Annotated in this window: 29 protein-coding genes and 1 pseudogene; 16 read left to right on the plus strand and 14 right to left on the minus strand. The window is 73.9% G+C overall.

Annotation, left to right across the window (positions count from 1 at the left end):
• Positions 1-10: 10 nt before the first annotated feature.
• Genes ACFPCY_RS36030 through ACFPCY_RS36050 form a run of 5 tightly spaced genes read right to left on the minus strand, consistent with a single transcriptional unit; the run spans position 11 to position 2,418 of the window.
• The gene (locus tag ACFPCY_RS36030; RefSeq protein WP_378262986.1) at positions 11-184 is read right to left on the minus strand and encodes a hypothetical protein; all 174 of its coding nucleotides are present in this window, start codon (positions 182-184) and stop codon (positions 11-13) included.
• On the minus strand, positions 172-729 hold the full coding sequence (locus ACFPCY_RS36035; RefSeq protein ID WP_378262988.1) for a hypothetical protein: 558 nt from the start codon (positions 727-729) through the stop codon (positions 172-174). Before ACFPCY_RS36035 ends, ACFPCY_RS36030 begins: the two co-directional genes overlap by 13 nt.
• On the minus strand, positions 726-1,196 hold the full coding sequence (locus ACFPCY_RS36040; protein ID WP_378262990.1) for a hypothetical protein: 471 nt from the start codon (positions 1,194-1,196) through the stop codon (positions 726-728). Before ACFPCY_RS36040 ends, ACFPCY_RS36035 begins: the two co-directional genes overlap by 4 nt.
• Positions 1,193-1,723: a MauE/DoxX family redox-associated membrane protein gene (locus ACFPCY_RS36045; protein ID WP_378262992.1), complete on the minus strand. Its 531-nt coding sequence runs from the start codon at positions 1,721-1,723 to the stop codon at positions 1,193-1,195. Before ACFPCY_RS36045 ends, ACFPCY_RS36040 begins: the two co-directional genes overlap by 4 nt.
• Positions 1,723-2,418, minus strand: a complete 696-nt coding sequence (locus ACFPCY_RS36050; RefSeq protein WP_378262995.1) for a hypothetical protein — start codon at positions 2,416-2,418, stop codon at positions 1,723-1,725. Before ACFPCY_RS36050 ends, ACFPCY_RS36045 begins: the two co-directional genes overlap by 1 nt.
• Positions 2,419-2,558: 140 nt before the next feature.
• On the opposite strand from ACFPCY_RS36050, the gene ACFPCY_RS36055 reads away from it, so the two are divergent.
• From ACFPCY_RS36055 to ACFPCY_RS43145, 4 genes are all read left to right on the plus strand, one after another.
• The gene (locus ACFPCY_RS36055) at positions 2,559-3,173 is read left to right on the plus strand and encodes a PaaI family thioesterase (RefSeq protein WP_378262997.1); all 615 of its coding nucleotides are present in this window, start codon (positions 2,559-2,561) and stop codon (positions 3,171-3,173) included.
• A gap of 43 nt (positions 3,174-3,216) precedes the next feature.
• Positions 3,217-3,687: a dUTP diphosphatase gene (dut, locus tag ACFPCY_RS36060; protein ID WP_378262999.1), complete on the plus strand. Its 471-nt coding sequence runs from the start codon at positions 3,217-3,219 to the stop codon at positions 3,685-3,687.
• A gap of 3 nt (positions 3,688-3,690) precedes the next feature.
• Positions 3,691-4,515, plus strand: a complete 825-nt coding sequence (locus ACFPCY_RS36065; protein WP_378263002.1) for a DUF3710 domain-containing protein — start codon at positions 3,691-3,693, stop codon at positions 4,513-4,515.
• 159 nt (positions 4,516-4,674) lie between these two features.
• The gene (locus ACFPCY_RS43145; RefSeq protein WP_465251249.1) at positions 4,675-4,755 is read left to right on the plus strand and encodes a hypothetical protein; all 81 of its coding nucleotides are present in this window, start codon (positions 4,675-4,677) and stop codon (positions 4,753-4,755) included.
• 49 nt (positions 4,756-4,804) lie between these two features.
• Here the strand turns inward: ACFPCY_RS43145 and ACFPCY_RS36070 are convergent.
• The 4 genes and pseudogenes from ACFPCY_RS36070 to ACFPCY_RS36085 form a co-directional block, all read right to left on the minus strand.
• Positions 4,805-5,911: pseudogene (locus tag ACFPCY_RS36070) on the minus strand (Cmx/CmrA family chloramphenicol efflux MFS transporter); the annotation flags it as partial.
• A gap of 277 nt (positions 5,912-6,188) precedes the next feature.
• The gene (locus ACFPCY_RS36075) at positions 6,189-6,983 is read right to left on the minus strand and encodes an aldo/keto reductase (RefSeq protein ID WP_378263006.1); all 795 of its coding nucleotides are present in this window, start codon (positions 6,981-6,983) and stop codon (positions 6,189-6,191) included.
• Positions 6,984-7,088: 105 nt separating this feature from the next.
• The gene (locus tag ACFPCY_RS36080) at positions 7,089-7,757 is read right to left on the minus strand and encodes a flavin reductase family protein (RefSeq protein ID WP_378263009.1); all 669 of its coding nucleotides are present in this window, start codon (positions 7,755-7,757) and stop codon (positions 7,089-7,091) included.
• A 129-nt stretch (positions 7,758-7,886) separates the two neighbouring features.
• Positions 7,887-8,411, minus strand: a complete 525-nt coding sequence (locus ACFPCY_RS36085; RefSeq protein WP_378263012.1) for a nitroreductase/quinone reductase family protein — start codon at positions 8,409-8,411, stop codon at positions 7,887-7,889.
• A gap of 126 nt (positions 8,412-8,537) precedes the next feature.
• On the opposite strand from ACFPCY_RS36085, the gene ACFPCY_RS36090 reads away from it, so the two are divergent.
• Positions 8,538-9,233, plus strand: coding sequence for a TetR/AcrR family transcriptional regulator (locus tag ACFPCY_RS36090; protein WP_378263014.1), 696 nt, complete (start codon positions 8,538-8,540; stop codon positions 9,231-9,233).
• Here ACFPCY_RS36090 and ACFPCY_RS36095 read toward each other — a convergent pair.
• Positions 9,188-9,727: a GNAT family N-acetyltransferase gene (locus ACFPCY_RS36095; RefSeq protein ID WP_378263017.1), complete on the minus strand. Its 540-nt coding sequence runs from the start codon at positions 9,725-9,727 to the stop codon at positions 9,188-9,190. The genes ACFPCY_RS36090 and ACFPCY_RS36095 overlap by 46 nt on opposite strands.
• A 153-nt stretch (positions 9,728-9,880) precedes the next feature.
• On the opposite strand from ACFPCY_RS36095, the gene ACFPCY_RS36100 reads away from it, so the two are divergent.
• Positions 9,881-10,264 carry an SAV_915 family protein gene (locus ACFPCY_RS36100; RefSeq protein WP_378263019.1) on the plus strand — a complete coding sequence of 128 codons (384 nt, stop codon included), beginning with the start codon at positions 9,881-9,883 and terminating at the stop codon, positions 10,262-10,264.
• Positions 10,261-11,529: a diaminopimelate decarboxylase gene (lysA, locus tag ACFPCY_RS36105; protein ID WP_378263022.1), complete on the plus strand. Its 1,269-nt coding sequence runs from the start codon at positions 10,261-10,263 to the stop codon at positions 11,527-11,529. Before ACFPCY_RS36100 ends, lysA begins: the two co-directional genes overlap by 4 nt.
• A gap of 22 nt (positions 11,530-11,551) precedes the next feature.
• On the opposite strand, the gene ACFPCY_RS36110 is transcribed toward lysA, so the two are convergent.
• Positions 11,552-12,184, minus strand: coding sequence for an alpha-ketoglutarate-dependent dioxygenase AlkB (locus tag ACFPCY_RS36110; RefSeq protein WP_378263024.1), 633 nt, complete (start codon positions 12,182-12,184; stop codon positions 11,552-11,554).
• An 81-nt stretch (positions 12,185-12,265) separates the two neighbouring features.
• Between ACFPCY_RS36110 and ACFPCY_RS36115 the strand changes: the two genes are divergently transcribed.
• Both ACFPCY_RS36115 and ACFPCY_RS36120 read left to right on the plus strand, forming a co-directional pair.
• Positions 12,266-13,159 carry a GNAT family N-acetyltransferase gene (locus ACFPCY_RS36115; RefSeq protein WP_378263026.1) on the plus strand — a complete coding sequence of 298 codons (894 nt, stop codon included), beginning with the start codon at positions 12,266-12,268 and terminating at the stop codon, positions 13,157-13,159.
• 42 nt (positions 13,160-13,201) lie between these two features.
• The gene (locus ACFPCY_RS36120; RefSeq protein ID WP_378263028.1) at positions 13,202-14,146 is read left to right on the plus strand and encodes a TIGR03564 family F420-dependent LLM class oxidoreductase; all 945 of its coding nucleotides are present in this window, start codon (positions 13,202-13,204) and stop codon (positions 14,144-14,146) included.
• Here the strand turns inward: ACFPCY_RS36120 and ACFPCY_RS36125 are convergent.
• The 3 genes from ACFPCY_RS36125 to ACFPCY_RS36135 all read right to left on the minus strand — a co-directional run bounded on the left by ACFPCY_RS36125 (position 14,143) and on the right by ACFPCY_RS36135 (position 16,340).
• Entirely contained in the window at positions 14,143-14,520 is a 378-nt protein-coding gene (locus tag ACFPCY_RS36125) for a MerR family transcriptional regulator (protein WP_378263030.1), read from the minus strand. The genes ACFPCY_RS36120 and ACFPCY_RS36125 overlap by 4 nt on opposite strands.
• A gap of 9 nt (positions 14,521-14,529) precedes the next feature.
• A complete protein-coding gene (locus ACFPCY_RS36130; RefSeq protein ID WP_378263032.1) occupies positions 14,530-15,522 on the minus strand; it encodes an MDR family NADP-dependent oxidoreductase in 993 nt (330 codons plus the stop codon).
• Between the two features lie 62 nt (positions 15,523-15,584).
• Entirely contained in the window at positions 15,585-16,340 is a 756-nt protein-coding gene (locus ACFPCY_RS36135) for a hypothetical protein (RefSeq protein WP_378263034.1), read from the minus strand.
• 149 nt (positions 16,341-16,489) lie between these two features.
• On the opposite strand from ACFPCY_RS36135, the gene ACFPCY_RS36140 reads away from it, so the two are divergent.
• The 7 genes from ACFPCY_RS36140 to ACFPCY_RS36170 all read left to right on the plus strand — a co-directional run bounded on the left by ACFPCY_RS36140 (position 16,490) and on the right by ACFPCY_RS36170 (position 25,275).
• Positions 16,490-16,861, plus strand: a complete 372-nt coding sequence (locus tag ACFPCY_RS36140) for a hypothetical protein (protein ID WP_378263036.1) — start codon at positions 16,490-16,492, stop codon at positions 16,859-16,861.
• 72 nt (positions 16,862-16,933) lie between these two features.
• Positions 16,934-17,023, plus strand: coding sequence for a K(+)-transporting ATPase subunit F (kdpF, locus tag ACFPCY_RS36145; protein WP_378263038.1), 90 nt, complete (start codon positions 16,934-16,936; stop codon positions 17,021-17,023).
• On the plus strand, positions 17,023-18,684 hold the full coding sequence (kdpA, locus tag ACFPCY_RS36150; protein ID WP_378263041.1) for a potassium-transporting ATPase subunit KdpA: 1,662 nt from the start codon (positions 17,023-17,025) through the stop codon (positions 18,682-18,684). The genes kdpF and kdpA overlap by 1 nt, the downstream gene beginning before the upstream one ends.
• Positions 18,684-20,897: a potassium-transporting ATPase subunit KdpB gene (gene kdpB, locus ACFPCY_RS36155; protein ID WP_378263043.1), complete on the plus strand. Its 2,214-nt coding sequence runs from the start codon at positions 18,684-18,686 to the stop codon at positions 20,895-20,897. Before kdpA ends, kdpB begins: the two co-directional genes overlap by 1 nt.
• 1 nt (position 20,898) lies before the next feature.
• Positions 20,899-21,816 (plus strand): potassium-transporting ATPase subunit C, encoded by a 918-nt coding sequence (locus ACFPCY_RS36160; RefSeq protein ID WP_378263045.1) that lies wholly within the window; start codon positions 20,899-20,901, stop codon positions 21,814-21,816.
• Positions 21,817-21,835: 19 nt separating this feature from the next.
• Positions 21,836-24,601 carry an ATP-binding protein gene (locus ACFPCY_RS36165; RefSeq protein ID WP_378263047.1) on the plus strand — a complete coding sequence of 922 codons (2,766 nt, stop codon included), beginning with the start codon at positions 21,836-21,838 and terminating at the stop codon, positions 24,599-24,601.
• Positions 24,598-25,275, plus strand: coding sequence for a response regulator (locus ACFPCY_RS36170; RefSeq protein WP_378263049.1), 678 nt, complete (start codon positions 24,598-24,600; stop codon positions 25,273-25,275). Before ACFPCY_RS36165 ends, ACFPCY_RS36170 begins: the two co-directional genes overlap by 4 nt.
• Positions 25,276-25,301: the final 26 nt, after the last annotated feature.

Consider the following 25,301-nt stretch of genomic DNA (forward strand, 5'->3'; position numbering starts at 1 on the left):
TGTTGCGCGTTCAAACCGAGCCGGACAGCGCGAAACCGGCCAGGGCCCCGACCGCCGCCCAGCACAGGACGGTCGCGTCCAGCGCGGCGGCGGCGACCGCCAGCAGCGCCAGGGCCGCGACCGGCAGCAGCGGCTCGGTCAGGGCCCGGCGCAGCCGTCCCGCGGGGGCGGTCAGTTGTAGCACGCGACCGCCTTGCGGCAGATCGTCTTGTACCAGCTCCCGCCGCCCGACCTCTTCCAGCCGTCGTGGCACCGCCAGGTGACGCCCTTGCGGCAGTTCCCGCAGCTCTTGGACACCTTCCAGAGCCAGCCGTCCCACTTGCCGCCGTAGCACTGGTTCGGGCGCAGCTTGTAGCGGTGCGGGTCGGAGACGCCGGAGCGGTGGTAGCCCTTGTACGTGCCGCTCGTCCGGCAGCAGACCGAGCAGACCAGGCTCGGGCCGCAGCCCGGCGAGCAGCCGACGTGCGGCTCGCCCGGCGGGCAGTGCGGCAGGATGTCGTAGTACCCGCTGCTCAGGCTGAACCCCTCGGCGAGCGCCTGCCGCGCGGGCGGCAGCACGCCGATCGCGTTCAGTCCGGCCGTGGCGCCGGCCGCGGCGAGGCCCGCGAGCAGCCCGCGCCGGGCGGGCCGGAACCGCGCGCCCTCCTCCTCGACCGGCCGCCGCCGCACCCGCTCGGACCCGGCGGGCCGCGGCCCGCGCAGCGGCGGCACGTCCTCGAGTTCGATCATCGGCCCACCTCCAGCTCCGGTTCCAGCAGTTCGCGCAGCGACTCCGGCGACCCGACGGGGGCCGCCGCGCCGATCCGCCCGTCCTCCGTCAGCACGACCGCGAACGGCGTGGCGGAGACGCGGTAGTCCTCGAAGAGACCGGCGCCCTCGTGCGCGAGGACGGTCACGTCCGGCGCGACCGCGGCCGGCGCGGGGCCCGCGAAGACGGCGCGCAGCGGCGGTTCGGCCGCGGCGAGCACGTCCTCGCAGACGCCGCAGTCGCGGTCGAGGAAGAGCACCAGGCCGGGTCCGAGCCGTCCGAAACCGGGCGCGACCGCGCCGCGTTTCGGGCCGGGCGCGGGACGCGCGGCGGTGACGCGGCCCGGACCGGCGAGCGCGTGCACCTGCCGCACCAGGCCCGCGACGACCAGGGCCAGCAGCAGGATCGCCACCCACGACAACAGCAGCGCGCTGGTCTGAAAGCTCATCCCACGCTCCTCTCCGGGACGCTCATGGCCCGGGGCAAGATCCAGAGCAGCACTCCGAGCGCGGCCCCCGCCACGACCCCGGCGGCCGTCCCGCCGGTCAGCGCGGGTGGGGCGGCCAGCGCCCCGCCCAGGGCCAGGACGGCCAGCCCGGCGGACCGCGCCACGACCCACGCGGACATCGGCGTCGAGAGATCGCCACCGCAGCCGCACGGCACCCGCCTCGTCCCGGCCCGGTGCGTTACAAAGGCCGCATAGGCCGCGTAAGCCGCGAAAAGCAGGGCTGCGGCGGCCAGCGCGCCGCGGGTCAGGTCCGTCCGGCGCAGGCCCAGGCTCAGCAGCAGGACGGCCAGGACGGCGACCTCCGCCGCCACGGCCAGCGAGGCCACCGTCGGCGCCAGCCGGGACGGGAGCGCGCCCTGCGCCCGCAGAGCCCCGGCCAGATCGCGGCTGCGGACGTGCCCGGCCAGCGACAGCGCCAGGACGAGCGGGACGGCGGCCGTCCCGGCGAGGGCGGCGAGCCCGCCCATCACCGGACCGCTTCGACCGATAGCGAGGCGAGCCGGCCGGGCACCCGCCGGACCTGGTCCTCCTCCGGCAGGACGGTCACCAGCAGGCGGCTCAGCGCGAGCAGGAAGTAGGGGCCCTGGCCGTCCACGGTGTCCTGGAACAGCTCGCCGCCCGCGACGCGCGCGCCGCGCCAGCCCGGCAGCCGCTTGCGCGTCTCGCCGGTCAGCGCGGTGATCTCCAGCAGGCCGAGGCCGGGCACTTCTTTCACCAGCTCAGCGGGTTCGGGCAGGGCGACGCCCTTGGCCGCGGGCGCGACGGAGATCCCGTCGTCGTGCTCGGTGAGCCGCAGCCCGGAGAGGAACGCCACGGCGTCCGCCGGGCGCCCGCCGTACAGGTGGGTGAAGGCGGCGAACTGGCGGCCCTCCCAGACGGCGGCGAGAACGGTGTCGCGCTGCCCGGTGTCGGGGTCGCGGGTCGCGGCGGCGTGGCCGACCCGGAGCCGTCCGCCCTGGACGCGGAACTCCTGCTCGAACCGCGCCACGCCGATGTCCTCGGCCCACGCCATGGCGTCCGCGCGGGTGCCGCTGGACATCTCGTGCAGGCGTCCGCCCGCGGTGATCCGGGCGACCGAGGTGAACGGGCGGCCGAGATCGTGGTCGCCGCCGAGCCGGACGCGGGTGCCGTCGAGGGATCGGTGGATGATCTGCTGTCCCATGATCGGTCACCTTTCGCCGGAAGGTCCGCTTCGTGGCGGAACGAGAGCGCCGTGACGGAGATCACACTAACCGCACTGCGCGTCCGGGAGAGGTAAACGTGCCGGAAGTGGTCATGGCGCGGGGACGGTAGGGTCACGGCGTGAACCGCTCCAACCTGACCGTCCCGCCGGAGGGCGCGCCCGTGCCCGCGCCGCACCCGGACGCGCCCGTCGGCGTGCCGCTCGGCCCGCACTACGCCAGGTGCTTCGGCTGCGGTCCGGACCACCCGACCGGCCTGCACCTGGAGGCCGTGAGCGAGGACGGACTCGGCGTGTCGGCCACGTTCACCGTCGGCGACGTCCACCAGGGCGCGCCCGGTCTCGCGCACGGCGGCGTTTTGGCCACGGCGATGGACGAGGCGCTCGGTATGGTCGTCTGGCTGCTCCGCAAGCCGTACGTCACCGGGCGCCTGGAGACCGACTACGTGCTTCCGGTGCCGGTGGGCGCCACCCTGTACATCCGCACCCGCTGCACCGGCGTCGTCGGCCGCAAGGCGTACCTGGAGGCCGAGGCCCGCATGGACGCCGTGGACGGGCCCGTCGCGGTGCGCGCCGCGGCCCTGTTCGTCGAGGTGCCCGTGGCGCACTTCGAGCGGCACGGCGCCGGGACCTCCGGCGGTGACGGCGCCGCGACGTCCGGCGGCGCCGGGACCTCCGGTGGCGGCGCGGGCGGCGTCGCCTCCGCCGCCGACCTCGGCCGCCGGGTCAACCCCTGACCGGCCGCCGGATCCGAACCGTGACGAGAAGGGGGAGCGCCCCGTGAGCGTGGACGTCCTGTTGAAGCGGCTCGACCCCGGCCTGCCCGCGCCGTCGTACGCGCACGCGGGCGACGCGGGCGCCGACCTGTTCGCCGCCGAGGACGTGGACCTCGCGCCGGGAGAGCGGCGAGTCGTCCCCACGGGGGTGGCGATCGCCCTCCCCGACGGTTACGCCGCCTTCGTCCACCCAAGGTCTGGTTTGGGCGCTAAGTTTGGGGTGACCATCGTCAATGCACCCGGTACGGTCGACGCCGGCTATCGGGGTGAGATCAAGGTGACCCTGCTGAACACCGACCAGCGCGCCGCCGTACGGCTGCGCCGCGGCGACCGGATCGCGCAACTGGTCGTCCAGCGGGTCGAGCACGCGGTCTTCCACGAGGTCGCCGAACTTCCCGGATCGTCGCGCGGAGCCGGCGGGTTCGGCTCCACGGGCGGTTTCGCGGACAACCAGCACAGTCGAGAAGGAGTGTGAGTCGTGGCTTTTGGACGTCGCCGGCGGGACGACGAGCCCGCGAACGGCGCGGAGAACGCCGCCGAGGAGGCCGTCGAAGCCGCTGAGGCCGAGGACGAGGAGGCCGCCCCGGAGGGGGCGTCCGCCAAGGGCGGCCCGTGGGACTCCGAGGACTCCCACCCCGAGATGCAGCGCCTGGACTTCGGCGCGCTGCGGATCCCGGTCGCGCCCGGGCTCGGCTTCCAGGTGAACTTCGAGGCGACCCAGGTGGACGAGGAGGGCAACCCGCTGGACGGGCGGCCCGTCGCGGTGCTCGTCCAGTACAACGAGAGCGCCATGCAGCTCCAGGTGTTCGCCGCGCCCAAGCGCAGCGGCATCTGGGACGACGTGCGGCGCGAGACCGCCCAGGACATCACCGAGAACGCCGGTGGCCAGGTCCAGGAGGTCGAGGGGCCGTTCGGCGACGAGCTGCTCGCCATGGTCCCCGCCGCGCTGACCGAGGACGTCCTGGCCGAGATGCCGGACGAGGTCAAGGAGCAGATCCCGCAGGAGTTCATCGAGCAGGGCTGGGCTCCGCAGATCATCCGCTTCGTCGGCGTGGACGGCCCGCGCTGGTTCCTCCAGGCCGTGGTGCAGGGCGCCGCGATCGAGGACGAGGAGCAGTGGCAGGTCCTGGAGGACGTGCTGAGCGGCGTGGTCGTCGTCCGCGGCGACGCCCCGATGCCGCCGCGCGACCTCCTCGAACTCCAGATTCCCAAGGAGTTCCAGGAGGCCGCCGAGGAGGACGAGGGGAACACCGAGACGTTCAACCCGTTCGAGCGCGGCCCGGAGATCACCGAGGTCCGCTGACCGGCGCTTCCCGAGGGCCCGCCGCGCGCAATCCCGCGCGCGGCGGGCCCTCGGCCTTTCCGGCCCTTTCGGCTGGCCTCCCTTGGCCTCCCTTGGCCGCCCTAGGCCGTCACCTCCGAACGCCTTGCCCCGGCCGGGATTCGGAGGGTCAATCGGTGCATGTCGAAGCGCACACGCAAGCGTCGCGGCCGGAAGCGGAACAGGTCGAACAAGGGCCGCCGTCCCTGCGCCCGCCACTGACCGGCGCTTTTCCCCGCCCGGGCCAAGCGTTGAACACCAGCGGCCAGGCGAGGACGAGCGCGGACGCGGCGAACGCGACGCTCACCCATACCGGGGACCGGTAGCCGAGCCCGCCGTCCACCGCCAGCCCGCCGGCGACCGGTCCCGCGACCGCGCCGACGTTGAGTGCCGCCGTGGCGAACGAGCCGCCCATGGTCGGCGCGTCCGGGGTCGCGTACAGGGCGCGGGTGATCAGCGTCGAGCCCACGCCGAACCCCAGCGCGCCCTGGGCGAACACGAGGACGACGACGGCCGCCGGGACGTCCGCGAACGCCGCGAGCGCGGCCCACCCGGCGACCAGCGCGGCGCCGCCGCCCGCCAGGACCGTCCGGGGACGCGTGTCGGCGAGCCGTCCGGACGCGCCGACCCCGGCGAACGAGCCGAGCCCGAACACCGCGAGCAGCGCCGGGACCCACGCGTCCCCGAACCCGGCGACCTCGGTCGCCAGCGACGCCAGGTAGGTGAACGCGCAGAACGTCGCGCCGTTGACGAGAGCGCCGGCGCCGAGCACGAGCAGCAGGCCCGGCCGCCGCAGCACCCGCAGCTCGGGCCGGATCTCCGTGCGCGGGGACGGCTCGTCCGGCACGGAGGTGACGATGGCGACGAGCGCGGGCGCGGACACGAGCGCGACCGCCCAGAACGCGGCGCGCCATCCCCACAGCTGGCCGAGCAGCGCCCCCGCCGGGACGCCCGCGACGCACGCCAGCGTCACGCCGCCGAGCAGCGTCGCGGTGGCGCGGCCCTTGGCGTCCGGGCGGACCATGGCGACGGCCGCCGCGACGGCGACCGCGAGGAAGCCGGCGTTCGCGAGCGCGGCGACCACGCGGGTGGCCAGCAACAGCGCGAAGCTGGAAGTCAGCGCCCCGGCCACATGGACGGCCAGGAAAGCGCCGAGGAACAGGAGCAGGGCCCGTCGTCGCGGCCACCGCCGCGCGAGCGCCGCCATCAGCGGCGCGCCGACGACCATCCCGGCGGCGAACGCCGAGGTCAGCGTCCCGGCGGTCCCGACCGGGACGCCGGTGTCGCGGGCGAGGTCCGGCAGCAGGCCGGACAGCATGAATTCGGACGTCCCCTGCGCGAACACGGCCAGCGCGAGGACGTAAAGGGCGAACGGCACGAATGACTCCGTCGAGGCTTCACGTGAACGGGAGCGACCGCGCCGGCACGGGCGACGGCCACCGCGAGGAAGAACTGTGCGCGGTGGTCAGCGGACCGGCGCGAACGCGCCGGTCAACGACGAAAGGCCACCGCGCGGGCGGTGGCTAGCGTCTGGAAGCCTCGGGAGACGACACGAGCCCCACCCTACGCGAGACGTCCGGCGCCTGCGAGCCCGTCACACGAGGCGTCCGGCGCCTGCGAGCCCGTCACGCGAGGCGTTCGGTCCCGCGAACTCGTCAGGCGAGGCGTTCGAGCGCGGCCATGTCGCCGTCGTCCAGCTTCAGCCGGAGGGCGGCCATGTTCTGCTCCAGGTGGGTCAGCGACGCCGTGCCCGGGATCTGCACCAGCGTGGGGGACCGCTGGAGCCCCCACGCCAGCGCGACCTGGTAGACCGTCGCGCCGTGCCGCAGCGCGACCCGCCGCAGGCCCTCGTCGGTGAACCGGATCCGCCCGCCGCCGAGCGCCGAGTGCGCCACGTACGCGACGCCCGCCCGCGCGCACTCGTCCACCAGCGACGCGTCGCTCTGGTCCAGCACCCCGAACCGGTTCTGGACGGCCGCGACCGGCGCGACCGTCCGCGCCTCGTCGAACTGCTCGCGGGTGACGTCGGCGACCCCGACCTCGCGGACGAGTCCCTTGGCGCGCAGCTCCGCCAGCTCGGCGAACCGTTCGGCGAGCGACTCGCCGGGCCGTCCGGCCTGGAGGTACACCAGGTCCAGGACGTCCAGGCCCAGCTCGTCGAGGTTCTGCTCCACCACCGCGCGGACGTCCTGCCCCGGCCCGACCTTCGTGCCGAACGTCAGCCCGGCCGGGTAGGGCCGCAGCGCCCGCCGCAGGATCTCGTTCGCCCGGCTGGTGCCGCGCGTGTAGAACGCGGCGGTGTCGATGTGGGCCACGCCCAGCTCGACGGCCCGCCGCGCCACCGCGACGGCCGTCGTGTGGTCCACCGGATGCCGCCCCGGCATCCCGGGCAGCCGCATCGCGCCGAACCCCAGCCGTCCGGCGGTTCCCGACCGGAATCCGCCCCCCATGGCAGACATCATCCCAGTTGATCAGGCATCCGCCGAGCCGTCCAGAACCGCCCGCGCGTCGCGGAGGGACGGATGGGGTTTCCGCGGCGGCGGGCGACGGGGCGCTCAGCGTGCCGACGCGGCGGCGGCGCGGGGGATGTCGGGGGTGGCGTAGAGGTGCTCGGGGATCTCGGCGAGCGTGGACGGGTGGACCTGCTCCCCGAGGCCGTAGAACTTCTGGAAGCTCATGATCAGCGGACGCCAGCGGTCCGGGTCGATGCGGTTCTCGTGGCCGTCCATGGTGATCGACGGGTGGACGTGCACCCGCTGGACGCGGACCTCGAAGACGGTGGCGAAGCCGCCGAGGTCGGCGGCGATCGGGCGGGAGTCCTCGACGACGGCCTCCATCGTGACCGGGCACTCGGCGACGCGCGGCGGCCGGACGGTCTCGGCCGGGACGGGGGTGAGGCCCGAGACGCCGAACTTGTCCCGGACGTGCCGGTAGCCGCGTTCCCGCTTGCCGGGGGAGACCGGGTCGGAGCCGGTGGTGCGGGCGAGCCGGTCCACGGCGGCGACCTGGTCGGTCGAGGGGAGGTTGAGGGTGCACTCGCCGGTCGCCAGCAGGTTCCGCGTGGTCTTGGACGAGGTGCCCATTCCCAGCACGCAGCGCCACCCCAGCCAGAACGCCGAGGACATCGGCGCGAGGTTGGGGTGGCCGTCGAGGTCGGTGGTGCCGAGCAGGACCACAGGGGTGCCGAAGTAGAGGATCGCCGGTTCGATGCCGATGTGCTCCATGCGTCCAGGCTCGGGCAGGCCCGGCCCGGACGCTGGCGGAAATCCGACCTCGCGTTTCCGGCCGGTCGCCGGGGCGGTCGTCGGGCGGTCGCCGGGCGCTCGCCGGGGCGGTCGCGGGGCGCCGCGGCGTCAGTGGAGGCGGAAGACGGGGACGCCGGGGGCGATCGCCCTGATCTGCTCGTCGGTGGCGTGCTTGGTCAGGCCGTCCATCAGCGCGGAGACCTCCCAGGCCCACTTGTTCATGTAGGCGCGGATGATCGGGAGCTTCACCGCGTCGTCCAGCTCGGTGACGGTGAACTCCTCGACCTTGCGGCCGAGGCGGAGGCGCCCGCCGCCCGCGACGCGGATGTTGCGCACCCACTGGGTGCGCCCGCGCGGGGAGATCAGGTAGCGCTCGCCGTCCACGACGAGCACGTTGACCGGGTTGGTGCGCCACTCGCCGGACGTCCGGCCGCGCACCGCGAGCTCGCGGGAGCCCATGAGGCTGACGCCGTGGCGGGCGAGGCGGCCGACGAGCCCGTTGAAGAAGAGCGTGGCACGGTTCCCGGGCGGGACGAGCCGGTTCCGCACGTCGTTGGCGTCGTCACCGCGGGCGTCGTCACCGCGGGCGTCGTCACCGCGGGTGCCGTTCGCGGGCTTCCGGGTGTCGTTCATCGGTGCTCCTCAGTTTCGGAGAGCGGTGCTCTCGACTAGGAGCATCATGCGCGCACCGCCGCCAGGCAGTCAAGAGCGGTGCTCTCGAAATTGTCTGCCGCTCTGAGCCGTGCCAGACTGGAAGGCATGAACGCGAGCCGCACCGCACGGGAACGGGCCAGGGCAGAACTCACCCGCGAGATCAAGGCGGAGGCGCGCCGGCAGCTCGCCGCATCGGGCGCGCAGGGCCTGTCGCTGCGCGCGGTCTCGCGCGAGCTGGGCATGGTGTCGTCCGCGCTCTACCGGTACTTCCCGAGCCGCGATGACCTGCTCACCGCGCTCATCGTGGACGCGTACGACGCGGTGGGCGAGCGCGCCGAGAAGGCCGACCGCGAGGCGGCGGACGGCGGTCCGCGGGCCCGCTGGCGCGCCGTGTGCCACGCGCTGCGCGACTGGGCGATCGAGCATCCCCACGAGTACGCGCTGATCTACGGCTCGCCCGTCCCCGGCTACGCCGCGCCCGAGGACACGATCGCCCCCGCGTCGCGCTTCCCGTTCGTCCTGCTGGGCATCGCGCAGGACGCCGCGACCTCGGGACTCCTCGACACGGACGCCCCCACGCCGGGCGCGACCCTCGCCGCCCAGCTCAAGGGCATCGCCGACGTCGCCGCACCCGACGTCCCCGGTCCGGCGATGGCCAAGGTCGCCACCCACTGGGCGCAGCTCACCGGCCTGATCAGCTTCGAGCTGTTCGGCCAGTTCGCGAACACGCTCGACCCGGCCGGCGACTTCTTCGCCTACGCCGTGGAGCGCATGTCCGACGACCTCGGCTTCCCGAGCTGAACCCGGTACCGGACGTCCCGGTGGGGCGGCCCGATCCGGGACGGGACGGTCGTGCCGTCCGGGGCGAGGCCGTTGCGCTCGTAGAAGGCGCGGGCGCGCGCGTTCACGTCCAGCACCCAGAGCACCAGCGCGGGGACGTGTGCCGGGACGGCCTCGATCGTCCGCTGGAGCAGGGCGGTCCCGACGCCGCGCCGCCACGTGGACGGCCGGAGGTAGATCGCGTACAGCTCCCACGCCCGATCGGGCGCGAGGTCCTCGTCGCGGGGCGGTCCCGAGCTTGCGAAACCGATGACCTCGCCGTCCGCCTCGGCGACCAGGACGGTGACGCCGGAGCCGGGCGCGGCGCGCTCGCGCCACCTCGCCACGCGGTCCTCCCAGCGGAGCGCGTCGAGGTCGGCGTCCGGGATGATCCCGCGATAGGCCGTCTGCCAGCCGGCGACGTGCACTTTCGCGAGGGCCTCGGCGTCGTCGGGAGTAGCGTGGCGCACTTTCATGACACCCGATACTGCCCGATTCGGGGCGGAATGGGTTAGGGGTGCGTGAGGGTTCGCAGGGTCGGCGTAAGCATCGCGTAGGGGTGCCGTCCGGGGCGGTGGAACGCTCCTACCGTGGGCTCATCGGAGTCGTTCCGAGAAGGGAATGGGCTGGTGAGCGACGTTTTGTTCGTCCCCGTGCGGACGCCCGCGGAGGGCATGCAGGCACTCGTGACGGGACGCGCGCCGGACGGCCGCAGGGTCGGGATCGCGTTCAGCGACCCGGACTCCCTCCGCCGCGCCCTCGGCGACGGCGCGGAATGGACGCGGCTCTCGTCCCGCGCGCTGCGGGCGATGCTCCGCCCGGCCGGGATCACCCGAATCCAGCTGAACCCGCTGCTCACGCCCACGCACCCGCAACCCGCGCACCCGCAAGCGGAACGCTCGCAGACCGCGCATTCGCAAGCGGGACGCTCGCAGACCGCGCGTCCGCCAGCCGCAAGTCCGGTGAGGCCGCGTACGCGTGCGCGCGCGCTGACGGTGGCGGTGGCGGGATGAGCGGGGTGTGGCCGGGCTCGGCGTTCACCCGGCGCGACGGGGAGCTGCTCGTCGGCGGCGTCGGCCTCCGTGACCTGGCCGAACGGTTCGGGACGCCGCTGCACGCGCTGGACGAGGAGGAGGTGCGCAGGCGCTGCCAGGCGTTCCGGCGCGCCTTCCCCGGCGCGGACGTCGCGTACGCGGGCAAGGCGTTCCTCTGCCGGGCCATGGCCGGCTGGGTCGCGGAGGAGGGGCTGGCGCTGGACGTGTGCTCGGCGGGCGAGCTCGCCGTCGCCCGCGCCGCCGGCTTTCCGGCCGGCCGGATCCTGCTGCACGGCAACGCCAAAACGCCCGAGGACCTGCACGACGCGCTGGAGTACGGCGTCGGCCGGATCGTCGTCGACTCCTTCCACGAGATCTGCCGCCTCGCCACGCTGCGCCCCGCGTCGCGGCTGCTCGTCCGGGTGACGCCCGGCGTGGACGGGCACACGCACGCCGCGATGAACACTGGCGTGGACGGCCAGAAGTTCGGGTTCCCGCTGTCCACGGGGGCCGCCGCCGAGGCCGTCCGGCGGGTGCTGGCGCAGCCGGGGCTGACCCTCGGCGGCCTGCACTGCCACCTCGGCTCGCAGATCACCGGGGCCGCCGCGTACGAGGAGGCCGTGCGGCGCATGGTCGCGCTGCTCGCCGCCGTCCGCGAGGAGCACGGCGTCACGCTGGACGAACTCGACCTCGGCGGCGGATTCGGCGTGGCGTACCGTCCGGGCGAGCCCGAACTCGACCCGGAGACCGCCGGGGAGGCCATCGGCAAGACTCTGCGCGCGGCCTGCGCCGAGCACCGGACGCCCGTCCCGCGCCTGACGATCGAACCGGGCCGGGCGATCGTCGCGCGCGCCGGGGTGACCGTCTACCGGGTGCTCGGCGTGAAGCGCGGCCTGGTCGCCGTGGACGGCGGCATGAGCGACAACCCGCGTCCCGGCCTCTACGGCGCGCGCTACACCGCCCGCCTGGTCGGCCGCCGCACGACGTGCGCCGAGCGCGAGGTCACCGTGGTCGGACGGCACTGCGAGGCGGGCGACGTCCTCGCGCGGGACGTGCCGCTGCCCGCCGACGTCCGGCCCGGCGACCTGCTCGCCGTGCCCGTCACCGGCGCCTACCACCACGCGATGGCGTCCAACTACAACCTCGTGCGCCGCCCGCCGGTGGTCGGCGTCGGCTTCGGCCGCGCCCGTCTGCTCGTCCGACGCGAGACTCCCGAAGACCTCCTCCTCCGCGACGTCGGCTGATCACCCTGCGCTGCGCAACCGCCTACCGGACGCCGCGCGGACGGAACTGCACGCTGATGCGCGGGCCGAGCGGACGGGCGGACTTCGGGATGGCGTGCTCCCATGTCCGCTGGCAGCTCCCGCCCATGACGATCAGGTCGCCGTGCCCGATGTCGTACCGCAGCGTCGGGCCGCCGCCGCCCGCCGGGCGCAGCAGCAGCGGGCGGGGCGTGCCGAGCGACACGATCGCGACCATCGTGTCCTCGGTGCGCCCGCGCCCGATGCGGTCGCCGTGCCAGGCGACGCTGTCGCGGCCGTCCCGGTACAGGCAGAGGCCCGCCGTGCGGAACGGCTCGCCGAGCTCCTCGCGGTAGTGCGCGCTGAGCCGGTCGCGCGCCTCGACGAGGACGGGATCGGGCAGCGGGTCGGTCTCGCGGTAGTAGGCGAGCAGCCGCGGGACGTCCACGACGCGCTCGTACATGCGCCGCCGCTCCGCCCGCCACGGGACGCCGTCCATCAGCCGTTCGAACAGCGCGTCCGCGCCCGCGAGCCAGCCCGGCCGCAGATCGACCCACGCTCCGTGCGCGAGCGGCGTGCGCCGCACGTGCCCGCCCAGCTCGCGCGGGCCGTCCTCCGTCCCGACGTCCAGCAGCGAACCCTGGAAAACACCGTCCATGCGTCCATCTTATCGAACGATTGTTCGAACACCGCCGAAAAGAAGGTGACACCCGGCTCATCCCCGCCGGATCATGCGTCCATGGACTCCGTGCGGATCAGGCCCATGACACCGGACGACCTGCCGGCCGCCGCCCGCGCCGACGCCGTCACCTTCCTGGAGGTGGAGCGGATGGGCAGGCTCTGGAACGAGCCGGAGCCCGAGCCGCCGGACGAGGCGGCCCTCCGGGGCTGGATCGAGGGGATCGGCCACCACCTCGCGACCGACCCCGCGGGGTGCCGGGTGGCCGAGGCCGATGGCGGCGAGATCGTCGGCTACGCGATCTCGCAGAACCGGGGCGGTTTCTGGTACCTGGCCGCGTTCGGCGTCCTGCCGGGTTTCCAGGGCAAGGGCGTCGGACGGCGGCTCATCGACGCCGCCCTCGCCCACGCGGACGGACGTCCGGGCATGATCTCGTCGAGCCCGCATCCGGGCGCGACGCGCCGGTACCGCCGCGCGGGCTTCACCCTGCATCCGCTGATGCGGATGATCGGAAACCTCGACCGGAGCGTGCTCCCCGCGATCGAGGGACTCCGTGACGGCCGTCCGGACGACCTCGAATGGATGGACGCCCTGGACGAGCGCCTGCGCGGCGGCGGTCACGGTCCCGACCACGTCCACATGCTGGAAGACCTGCGGCTGCGGCTGGTCGTCTCGTCCTCGCCCGGTGAGCGGCCCGGGTACGTCTACATCGACGAGAAGCGGGGAACTCCCGTCCTGCTCGCCGCCGCGCAGGTCGAGACCGCCGAGAGGCTCCTGTGGGAAGCGCTCGCGCACGCGCGCGAGAACGCGTGCGTCCACCACATCACGACCGCGAACCAGTGGGCCATCGACGTCGGGCTGGCGGCCCGTCTCGACCTCGACCGGGACGGCTATCTCGCCGTGCGCGGCCTGCCCGAGCCGGTGCCGTACCTCGCGAGCCGCCATCATCTATAAACAGGTCGGAATAGTAGGAAACGGGCCGCGGTTGTGGCGGGCATGAACCTGGGAGTGGCTTTTCATCCGGGCACGTCCGGCAACGCGGTCGATCGCGCCGTGGCCCTCGGACGGCAGGCGGCGCAGGCCGGGATCCGCTCGGCCTGGCTCGGCCAGCTGTTCGACTACGACGCGATCGCGCTGGCCGGGACCATCGCGCGCGAGGTCCCGGACCTGACCGTCGGCACGTCCGCCGTGCCGATCTTCGGCCGGCACCCGCTGCCGGTGTCGAGCCAGGCGCAGACCAGCCAGGCCGCCGCGCACGGCCGGTTCCGGCTCGGCCTCGCGCTCGGCACCCGGCACCTCACCGAGGGCGCGTTCGGCCTGCCGTTCGAGCGGCCCGTCGCGCGGCTGCGCGAGTTCCTCACGGCGCTGCGCCCGCTGCTGGAGACCGGCGAGGCCGACTTCCACGGCGAGCTGCTGACCGCCACGACCCCCTACACGGCCGCCGTCGCCGGCGCGGAACCGCCCGTGCCCGTCCTCGTCGCGGCGATGGGGCCGAAGGCGCTCGACGTCACCGGCGAGCTCGCGGACGGCACGCTGCCCTTCCTCGCCGGTCCCCGGACGCTCGGCGAGGAGATCGTCCCGCGCCTCACCGCCGCGGCCGAACGCGCCGGACGCCCCGCCCCGCACGTCGTCGCCGCCGTCCTCGGCGTCGTCACCGACGACGCGGATGCCGCGCGCGAGGCCGCCGTCGAGGCGACCGCCCTCTACGACCGCATCCCGTCCTACCAGCGCGTCATCGAACGGGAGGGCCACACCCGCGCCGCCGACCTCGTCGTCGCCGGGGACGAGGAGCACATGGCCAAGGCTTTGCGCTCCTACTTCGACGCGGGCGCGACCGAGGTCTTCGTCACCAAGGCCGACCTGACCGGCGAGGACGACCGCCTGCGCACCTGGCGGTTCCTCGGCGAACTCGCGACCGCCCAGCCGCCGACGAGCGCCTAGCGCCCCGCCAGCCGCGCCGCGAGCCGGGCGCGGAGGTCGCTCAACCGCGCGATCTCCGCGTCCAGCGCCGCGAGCCGCGCGCTCGCGACCCCGCCGCCCCCGGCGCTCCCCGCCCCGTTCCCGCACATGGTCCCGCCGTCCCGGGCCGCCTCCACCAGGACGTCCAGCCGGTCGGCGATCCCCACGAGGTCCTCGACGGTCAGCCCGAGCGCCAGCAGGTCCCGGACGGCCCGGACCCGCTCGACGTCGCGCGGCCCGTACTCGCGCTGCCCGGACGCGGTCCGCTCCGGCGGCGGCAGCAGCCCCCGTTCCTCGTAGAAGCGCAGGGCGCGCGGCGTGGTGCCCGCCGCCGCTGCCGCGTCGCCGATCCGCATCCGGCCTCCTCAGACCGCCACGACCACCGAGCCCAGATGCCCGCCGGCCAGTAGCTCGTGCAACGCTCGAGGCGCGCTTTCGATGCCCTGGAACCGCGTGTGCGGGAAGGCGATCTCGCCCGCCCGCAGCCACTCGCCGAACCGCCGCGTCCACTCGCCGCGCATCTCCGGGTCCAGCGCCAGCACGCCCCGCAGCCCCACCCGCTTGCGGATCAGCTCGAACAGGTCGAGCTCCACCGGCGCGGACGTGCCCGACCCGTCCGGCGCGAGCTGCGACGAGAGCGTCCCGACCAGCGCGATGCGCGCGTCCTGGTTCGCCGCCCCGACCGCCGCGCGCAACTGCTCTCCGCCGACATTGTCGACCACGACATCCACGCCGTCCGGCACGGCCTTGAGCACTCCCTCCACCGCCGAAGCCTCCTCCCTCGACAGGACCGCGTCGTACCCGAACTCCGCGACCAGCCGCTCCGCCTTCCGGGGCGACCCGGTCGTGCCGACGACGCGTCCCGCGCCCAGCAACCGCGCGACCTGCCCGGCCAGCGACCCGACCCCGCCCGCCGCGCCCGTCACCAGCACCGTCTCGCCCGGACGGACCGGAGCCTCCCGCGTCAGCGCCGAATAGGCGGCCACCCCGGGCGCGAGGTGGGCCGCCGGATCCGGCAGCTCGCCGTCCAGCCGGACGTACCGCCCCTCGGGCACCAGCGAGTACTCGCGCCACCCGAGAAAGTGCGAGACCAGATCCCCGGGCTGCGCCGAAGCGCCGTCCGGCGCCGAAACGACCTCGCCCACCGCCGCGCCGACCAACGCGTCCCCGGGCGAGAGCCGAGGCAAGGGCGTGGCGCCGTCCCCGTCCCCGACGAGCAGCCGCAGCCCGGGAAACACATGGAACACCAGGTTCCGGACGAGCACCCCGTCTCCCTCGGGCACCGGAACGTCCACCACCTCGAAGTTCTCCGGACGCGGCAACCCCGCCGCCCGCGAGACGAGCCGGACCTCACGCATCGCGCACCTCCACGAAGCCGTCGAAAGCGCGCCGACGCTAACCCCTGACGCGCACGTCAGGGTCAAGCCCGCCGCAGCGCCTCCAACGTCCGCGCCGCCCGCGCCGCGACCCGCTCGTCCGGGTCCCGGGTCAGCCGCGTGACGTCCGGACGGAGTTCGCGCGCCAACCGCCGGAAGTCGTCGTGACGGAAGGAACCGGCCTCCGAAAGGGCCTGGAAGCACCAGCGCGGATGCGCCAGCAGCCGCCTGAGCAGCCAGGCCGCGTCATCCGCGTCATCGATCCGGTCGCAGACGCGCGCGACGACGTCCAGCAGCTTCGGATCGGACAGGTCCGGGTCGTCGTGCTCGGCCTTGGCCAGCGCCCGCCGCACACCGCGCGGCAGCGGCTCGTCCAGCTCGAAAGCGGCGTGCAGCCCCGGAGGCGGCTCCTCCGGGACGTCCTTCCGCGCCGCCTCGACCGCCAGCCGGACGCCTTTCCTGGCCGCTCGCGCGAAGGCGTGGGGGGACGAGTCGACGGGGTGCTCGCGGACGTCCAGCAGCATGACGTGGACCCCGACCGGCCCGACGCCGTAGAGGTCCTCCAGCGATTCGCGGACGGTCTCCCGCACCACCGGCACGAACGTCTCCGCCGAGTCGTCGTAGCACCAGCCGTCGTCCGGCACACGACTGTCGAAGCCGTAGCCCTCCGCAGGCGCGAAGTCCAGCACGAGCCGGGCGTAGGACGCCGGGCAGCCGGCCTGCCGGGAGTACAGCGCGACGACGCCCGGAACGGCGACGGCGGCGAGCGGATCGGGCATCGGGACGGACCTCCAGAGCACGGATGATCCCACGTTCGTTAGGGGCGCGTTAAGCGGGCGGAGGGCCGCGCTAAGGAACCGTCAAGGGCGCACAAGTAGGTACGTACCAGGCGTTTTACTCCTCGTGTGCCCCCGAACGGAGGGGGCTCCCGGACGGTGAGGAGGACGTGATGGAGCGCTCGGAGGAGGTCGTCTGGCCGGTGGCCGGCGGCGTTCTGGCCGTGTTCGTCCTCGCCGTGGTGCTGAAGTCCGCGCCGTGGTTCTGGGGGTGGGCCGCCGTCGCGACCGCCGTCGGGACGTTCGCGGCGGCCCGCGTCCCCGTCCTCGCGGGCGCCGGGCTCGGCGTCGTGGGCTGGCTGTTCGTGACCGCCTTCGACGTGCGCGGCAACGGCGCCCTCGGCTTCTCCGGCACCGCCGACGCCTGGCGCCTCGCGGTGCTCGTGGCGGTCGGCGCGACGGCGGCCCTGGCACCGCGGGTCGACCGGCCCCGGGCCGCGGGCCTCCCGGGATCTTCGACTAAGGAAAACCGCAACGATGAGTGACGTCGAGTTCGTCCTGCTGACGCTGGTGGTGTTCACCGTGCTCGGCCTGCTGGTGAAGGGCGTGGAGAGGCTGTGACCGCGGAGAACGCGGTCGGGCTCGTCCTGGCCGCCGTGCTGTTCGTCTTCCTGGTGGCCGCGCTGCTGTTCCCGGAGAGGTTCTGATGAGCACGACCGTCGCGGGAGCGCTGTTCATCGCCTCCCTCGTCGTCGCCCTCGCGGTCGTCTACCGGCCGCTCGGCGACCACATGTACCGGGTGTACTCGGGCACGCGGCACTCGCGTTTCGAGAAGGCGGTCTACCGGCTGATCGGGGCCCGTCCCGACTCCGAGCAGACGTGGGGCGTGTACGCGCGCAGCGTGCTCGCGTTCTCCGTCGTCAGCGTGCTGTTCCTGTACCTGCTCCAGCGCGTGCAGAACCACCTGCTTCTGTCGCTCGGGTTCAGGCCGGTGGACGCCGACCAGGCGTGGAACACCGCGATCAGCTTCACCACCAACACCAACTGGCAGTCGTACTCGGGCGAGTCCACGATGGGCCACCTGGTGCAGATGGCCGGGCTCGCCGTGCAGAACTTCGTGTCGGCGGCCGTCGGCATGGCGGTGGCGATCGCGCTGGTCCGGGGGTTCGCGCGGAAGAAGACCGACCAGCTCGGGAACTTCTGGGTGGACCTGACGCGGGGCGTGGTCCGCATCCTGCTGCCCATCGCCTTCGCCGGCGCGATCGTCCTGGTCGCGGGCGGGCTGATCCAGAACTTCGGCTCCGGCCACGACGTCGCGACCCTCGCCGGCGGGACGCAGCACATCACCGGCGGCCCGGTGGCCTCGCAGGAGGTCATCAAGGAGCTCGGCACCAACGGCGGCGGGTTCTTCAACGCGAACTCGGCCCACCCGTTCGAGAACGCCGCGACCTGGACGAACTGGTTCGAGATCTTCCTGATCCTCTGCATCCCGTTCGCGCTGTGCCGCACGTTCGGCCGCATGGTCGGGCAGAACCGGCAGGGCTACGCGATCCTCTCGGTGATGGCGACGCTGGCGATCGTCAGCCTGGTGCTGACGCAGGTCTTCCAGCTCATGCACCACGGGACCGTCCCGACGGCGATCGGGTCGTCCATGGAGGGCGTGGAGACGCGGTTCGGGGTGTCGGACTCCGGGACGTTCGCCACCGCCACGACGCTGACCTCGACCGGCGCCGTGGACTCCTTCCACGACTCCTACACGAGCCTCGGCGGCATGATGACGATGTTCAACATGATGCTCGGCGAGGTCGCGCCCGGCGGCACGGGCTCGGGCCTCTACGGGATGCTCGTCCTCGCCGTCATCACCGTCTTCGTCGCGGGCCTCATGGTCGGCCGCACCCCCGAGTACCTCGGGAAGAAGATCGGCGGACGCGAGATGAAGTTCGCGTCGATGTACTTCCTGACGACGCCGATGCTCGTGCTGTTCGCGACCGGTCTCGGCCTCGCGCTGGACGCGGGCAGGAACGGGATGCTGAACGGCGGGGCGCACGGCCTCTCCGAGGTCCTGTACGCGTTCACGTCGGCGTCGAACAACAACGGGTCGGCGTTCGCGGGGCTGTCCGCGAACACGCCCTTCTACAACACCGCCACCGGACTGTGCATGGTGTTCGGGCGGTTCCTGCCGATCGTCTTCGTCCTGGCGCTCGCCGGGTCGCTCGCCAAGCAGGGGCACACCCCTGAGTCGGACGGCACGCTCCCCACCCACCGGCCGCAGTTCGCCGGCCTGGTCGCGGGCGTGACGCTGATCCTCGTCGCCCTCACCTTCCTCCCCGCGCTGGCGCTGGGGCCGTTGGCCGAAGGAATCCACTGATGACCACACAGACCGTCGAGGCGCCCAGCCCGGCCCCCGAACCGCCGGCCCCGGCGGCCAAGCGGAAGGTCCAGGGCGGCCTGCTCGACCCGAAGCAGCTGGTGAAGTCCCTCCCGGACGCGCTGCGCAAGCTCGACCCGCGCACCCTGTGGCGCAACCCGGTGATGCTGATCGTGGAGATCGGCGCGGTCTGGACGACCGTCCTCGCGGTGCTGCACCCGAGCTTCTTCGCCTGGGCGATCGTCGTCTGGCTCTGGCTGACCGTCGTCTTCGCGAACCTCGCGGAGGCCGTCGCCGAGGGCCGCGGCAAGGCGCAGGCGGACGCGCTGCGCAGGGCGAAGACCGACGCCGTCGCGCGCCGCGTGCTCGACTGGGAGCCGGGCCGGACCGACCTGCGCGAGGAGGAGGTCGGCGCGCCGCAGCTCCGGCAGGGCGACGTCGTGGTGGTCGAGGCCGGGCAGATCATCCCCGGGGACGGCGACGTCGTCGAGGGCATCGCCTCGGTGGACGAGTCGGCGATCACCGGCGAGTCCGCGCCGGTGATCCGCGAGTCCGGCGGCGACCGGTCCGCGGTGACCGGCGGCACCAAGGTGCTGTCGGACCGGATCGTCGTGCGGATCACCCAGAAGCCCGGCGAGTCGTTCATCGACAAGATGATCGCCCTGGTGGAGGGCGCGAACCGGCAGAAGACGCCGAACGAGATCGCGCTGAACATCCTGCTCGCGGCGCTGACCGTCATCTTCGTCATGGCCGTCGCGACGCTCCAGCCGATGGCGGTCTTCTCGAAGGCGAACAACCCGGGCGTCGCCGACTCGCTCTCGCTGGACTCCCACGGCGTCACCGGGGTCGTCCTGGTGTCGCTGCTGGTCTGCCTGATCCCGACGACGATCGGCGCGCTGCTGAGCGCGATCGGCATCGCGGGGATGGACCGGCTCGTCCAGCGCAACGTCCTGGCGATGAGCGGGCGCGCCGTCGAGGCGGCGGGCGACGTCAACACGCTGCTGCTCGACAAGACCGGCACGATCACGCTGGGCAACCGGCAGGCGTCGGAGTTCGTCCCCGTCGCGGGCGTGACCGAGGACGAGCTGGCGGGCGCCGCGCAGCTCTCCAGCCTCGCCGACGAGACTCCCGAGGGCCGCTCGGTCGTCGTCCTCGCCAAGGAGCGGTACGGCCTGCGCGAGCGGACGTCCGGCGAGCTGGCCCACGCCGAATGGGTGCCCTTCACCGCCCAGACCCGGATGTCCGGGGTGGATCTGGACGGCCGGCACCTGCGCAAGGGCGCGGCGAGCGCGGTCGCGGACTGGGTGCGCGAGCAGGGCGGCGAGGTCCCGGCCGAGCTGGGACGGATCGTGGACGGCATCTCGGCGTCCGGCGGCACCCCGCTGGTCGTCGGCGAGTCGACCGGCGGCGCCCCGGACGGCGGCACCCCGGACGGCGCCTTGGACGGCGGCCCGCTGGACGGCGGCACGGCCCGCGTGCTCGGCGTCATCCACCTCAAGGACGTCGTCAAGGCCGGCATGCGCGAGCGGTTCGACGAGATGCGCCGGATGGGCATCCGGACCGTCATGATCACCGGCGACAACCCGCTGACCGCCAAGGCGATCGCGGAGGAGGCGGGCGTCGACGACTTCCTCGCCGAGGCCAAGCCCGAGGACAAACTCGCCTTGATCAGGAAGGAGCAGGACGGCGGGCGGCTGGTCGCGATGACCGGCGACGGCACCAACGACGCGCCCGCGCTCGCCCAGGCCGACGTCGGCGTGGCCATGAACACCGGGACCTCGGCCGCCAAGGAGGCCGGGAACATGGTGGACCTGGACTCCGACCCGACCAAGCTCATCGAGATCGTCGAGATCGGCAAGCAGCTGCTCATCACCCGCGGCGCGCTGACGACGTTCTCGATCGCCAACGACATCGCCAAGTACTTCGCCATCATCCCGGCGATGTTCGTGGCGCTGTTCCCGGGCCTGGACGCGCTGAACGTCATGCGGCTGCACAGCCCGCAGAGCGCGATCCTGTCCGCGGTGGTCTTCAACGCGCTGGTCATCATCGCGCTGATCCCGCTGGCCCTGCGCGGCGTGGCCTACCGGCCGAGCAGCGCGTCCAAGCTGCTCAGCCGCAACCTCTACCTGTACGGCGTCGGCGGGATCATCGCGCCCTTCGCCGGCATCAAGGTCATCGACCTCATCATCCAGTTCCTTCCGGGGATGTCCTGACATGCGTATTCCAAGCTGGATCCGGCAGCACCTCGCCGCCGTCCGCGCCCTGCTCGTCCTGACGGTGGTGCTCGGCGTCGCCTACCCGCTCGCGGTCTGGGCCGTCGCCCAGCTCCCGGGCCTGCGGGCGCACGCCGAGGGCTCCTACGTCTCGGCCGGCGGCCGGAAGGTCGGCAGCTCGCTGATCGGGCAGTCGTTCACCGACAAGCAGGGCGTTCCGATCGCGAAGTACTTCCAGAGCCGTCCGTCGGCCGCCGGGGACGGCTACGACCCGACCGCGTCCGGCGCGAGCAACCTCGGCCCGGAGAGCATCGTGGACACCCTGCCCGACCCGAAGCTGGTCGCGGTGGGCAAGACCGACGGCAACGCCAAGACGAGCCTGCTGACCACCGTCTGCGCGCGCAGCGCGGCCGTCGGGAAGCTGGACGGCGTGGACGGCGGCCGTCCGTTCTGCACCAAGGACAGCGCCGTCGGCGCGGTGCTCGCCGTGTTCGGCGACCGCGACCGGCAGGGCCGGGTCCCGCACCCGACCCGCGTCGTCAGCGTGAACGAGGAGGCGGGCGTCGTGAAGGCGCCGTTCGTCGCCACCTACGGCGGCGTGAAGGTCGAGCTGGCGAAGTACGGCGAGGACTACTCCAAGGGCCTGATCGTCCCGGTCCGGGGCGACGCTCCGGCGCGGCCCGCCGTCCCGGCCGACGCGGTCACCGCGTCCGGTTCCGGCCTCGACCCGCACATCTCGCCCGCCTACGCGAAAATCCAGGTCAAGCGGGTCGCCGAGGCCCGGCACGCCGACCCGGCCGCGGTGGCGGGGCTCGTCGCCAAGCACACGACGGGCCGCGACCTCGGCTTCCTCGGCGAGCCGCGGGTGAACGTGCTGGACCTGAACCTCGCGCTCGACCGGCAGTACCCGGTCCGGTAGAGCGCGGACGGGAGTGTCGATGGGGCGGGGTCGCCTGCGCGTCTACCTGGGCGCGGCGCCGGGCGTCGGCAAGACGTTCGCGATGCTGTCGGAGGGCCGGCGGCGGCGGGAACGCGGCACCGACGTGGTGGTCGGGTACGTCGAGACGCACGGCCGGCCCCGCACCGCCGAGCTGCTCGACGGGCTGGAGGTCGTCCCGCGGAAGGCCGTGGAGTACCGGGGGACGAGCTTCACCGAGCTCGACGTCGAGGCCGTCATCGCGCGCCGGCCGCAGGTGGCGCTGGTGGACGAGCTGGCCCACACGAACGTGCCGGGCTCGCGCAACGCCAAGCGCTGGCAGGACGTCCGGGAGATCCTGGACGCCGGGATCGACGTCGTCTCGACCGTGAACGTCCAGCACCTCGACTCGGTCAACGACGTCGTGGAGCAGATCACCGGCGTCCCGCAGCGGGAGACGGTGCCGGACGAGGTGGTGCGCCGCGCCGACCAGGTCGAGCTGGTCGACATGGCCCCGGACGCGCTGCGCCGCCGGATGGCGCACGGCAACATCTACGCGCCGGAGAAGGTCGACGCGGCGCTCGGCAACTACTTCCGCATCGGCAACCTGACCGCGCTGCGCGAGCTGGCGCTGCTGTGGCTCGCCGACAAGGTGGACGAGCAGCTCGACCGGTACCGGGCCGACCACGAGATCCGCCGGACGTGGGAGGCCCGCGAACGCGTGGTCGTGGCCCTGACCGGCGGGCCGGAGGGCGACACGCTCGTCCGCCGGGCGGCGCGCATCGCCGCGCGGACCCGCGGCTCGGACCTGCTCGCCGTGCACGTCGCGCGCAGCGACGGCCTGACCGACGCCGACCCCGCCACGCTCGCCCGGCAGCGGACGCTGGTGGAGAGCCTCGGCGGCAGCTACCACCAGGTCGTCGGCTCGAACGTGCCGGACGCGCTGCTCGACTTCGCGCGCGGCGTGAACGCGACGCAGCTGGTGCTCGGCGCGTCCCGGCGGGGCCGCGTCGCGCAGCTGTTCTCGCGGGGCGTCGGCGTCACGACGACCGCGCAGTCCGGGCCGATCGACGTGCACCTCGTCACGCACGAGGAGGCCAACCAGGGCCGCCGGTGGAAGGCGCTGCGCGGCTCGTGGGGCGTCCCGGCGCGGCGGCGGCGGGCCGGGTTCGCGCTCGCGGCCGTGCTGTTCCCGCTGCTGACGGTCGTCCTGGACCGGCTCCGCGCGGAGTTCTCGCTGACCAGCGACATCCTGCTGTTCCAGGCCGCGGTGGTCGGGGTCGCGCTGTTCGGCGGGTTCTGGCCCGCGCTGTTCGCGGCGGTCGGCGGGTCGCTGCTGCTGAACTACTACTTCACGCCGCCGCTCCACGAGTTCACGATCAGCGAGCCGGAGAACTTCCTGCAGCTCGTCGTGTACGTGATCGTCGGGCTGACGGTCTCGACCGTCGTGGACCTCACCGCCCGCCGGGGCCGGGAGGCCGCCGCCGCCCGCGCGGACGCCGAGGTGCTGTCCACGCTGGCGGGCGACATCCTGCGCGGCGGGGGCGACGGCGTCCGGCCGCTCGCGGCCATCCTGGAACGGCTCCGGGAGACTTTCGGTCTCACCTCGGTGACCCTGCTGGAGCGGTCGGGCGAGGACGACGGCCTCGCCGACCCGCGGAGCTGGACGATCGTCGCGACGGTCGGCGGCGCGCCGTGCACCACGCCGGACGAGGGCGAGTCGGACGTCCTGCTGGACGACGGGTCGCTCGCGCTGGTCCTGCGCGGCCGGACGCTGCCCGCCGAGGACCGCCGCGTCGTGGAGGCGTTCGCCGCGCAGGCCGCGGTCGCGCTGCGGCAGCGGCGGCTCGCCGAGACCGCCGAGCAGGTCCGCCCGCTGGAGGCCGCCGACCGGATGCGGACGGCGCTGCTGAACGCGGTCAGCCACGACCTGCGCACGCCGCTGGCGTCGGCGAAGGCCGCCGTCGAGTCGCTGCGCAGCCCGGACGTCGACTGGTCGGCCGAGGACCGGGACGAGCTGGCCGGCACCGCCGCCGAGTCGCTGGACCGGCTCGACCGGCTGGTCGCGAACCTGCTCGACATGAGCCGGCTGCAGGCGGGCTCGCTCGGGATGTCGCCGCAGCCGGTCGCCGCCGAGGACGCCGTCCCGCGCGCCCTCGCCTACGTCGGGCCGGACGTCCCGGTGGACATCGCCGTCCCGCCCGGCGTCCCCGAGGTGCTCGCCGACCCGGCCCTGCTGGAGCGCGTCCTGGTGAACCTGGTGTCCAACGCCGTCCGGCACAACCCGCCGGGGCACCGGGTGCTGGTCACCGCCAGCGCCCTCGGCGACCGCGTCGAGCTGCGCGTGATCGACCGGGGTCCCGGCATCCCGGCCGAGGACCGCGACCGCGTGTTCGAGCCGTTCCAGCGGCTCGGCGACCGCGACAACCACACCGGCGTCGGGCTCGGCCTCGCGCTCTCGCGCGGGCTCGCCGAGGCGATGGGCGGCTCGATCACGATCGAGGAGACGCCCGGAGGCGGCCTGACCATGGTCCTCACCCTGCCCGCCGCCCGAGCGCGCGGCGAGCGGCCGGACGCCGGGCAGGCGCACGCCGAGCGAGCGCGCGGCGGCCGGGAGGCGGCGCCCGACCCTTCGGCGCCCGACCCTTCGGCGTCCGATTCTGCGGCGTCCGATTCTTCGGCGTCCGATTCTTCGGCCGCCGACCCGCTGATGCTCGACCGGGTCGCGGCGTTCCGCGACCGCCGCGGCGACGGCGGGGATCCGTCGAACGAACGGGGGCAACGATGACGCGCGTCCTGGTGGTGGACGACTCGCCGCAGATCCTGGCGACGCTCCGGCTGAACCTGCGCGCCAGGCACTACGACGTGACCGTGGCGTCCGGCGGCGGGCAGGCCCTCACCCGGGCCGCGGACTGGCATCCCGACCTGGTCATCCTGGACCTCGGCCTGCCCGACCTGGACGGCGTGGAGGTCATCCGCGGGCTGCGCGGCTGGAGCCGCGTCCCGATCATCGTGCTGTCCGGGCGCGCCGGGTCCAAGGACAAGGTGGACGCGCTGGACGCCGGCGCCGACGACTACGTCACCAAGCCCTTCGGCGTGGACGAGCTGCTCGCCCGCATCCGCGCCATCACCCGCCGCGCCCCGCTGGACGAGGAGCACCCGTCCGTCGCCCTCGGCCGCCACACGATCGACCTCGCCCGCAAGACCGTCACCGCCGCCGGCGGCTCCCGGACGCACCTCACCCCGACCGAGTGGGGCATCCTCGAACTGCTCGTCCGCAACCCCGGCAAGCTCGTCCCGCAGCGCCAGCTCCTCGCCGAGGTGTGGGGGCCGAACCACGTCAAGGAGACCCACTACCTGCGCGTCTACCTGGCGTCCCTGCGCCGCAAGCTGGAGGCGGACCCGTCCCGTCCCCGCCATCTGATCACCGAGCCCGGCATGGGCTACCGCTTCGAGCCGTGATCGGCCCGAGCTCCCGTGAGGTCCGA

This window comes from Actinomadura gamaensis (assembly GCF_042652125.1).
In the GTDB taxonomy this organism is placed as follows: Bacteria; Actinomycetota; Actinomycetes; order Streptosporangiales; family Streptosporangiaceae; genus Spirillospora; species Spirillospora gamaensis.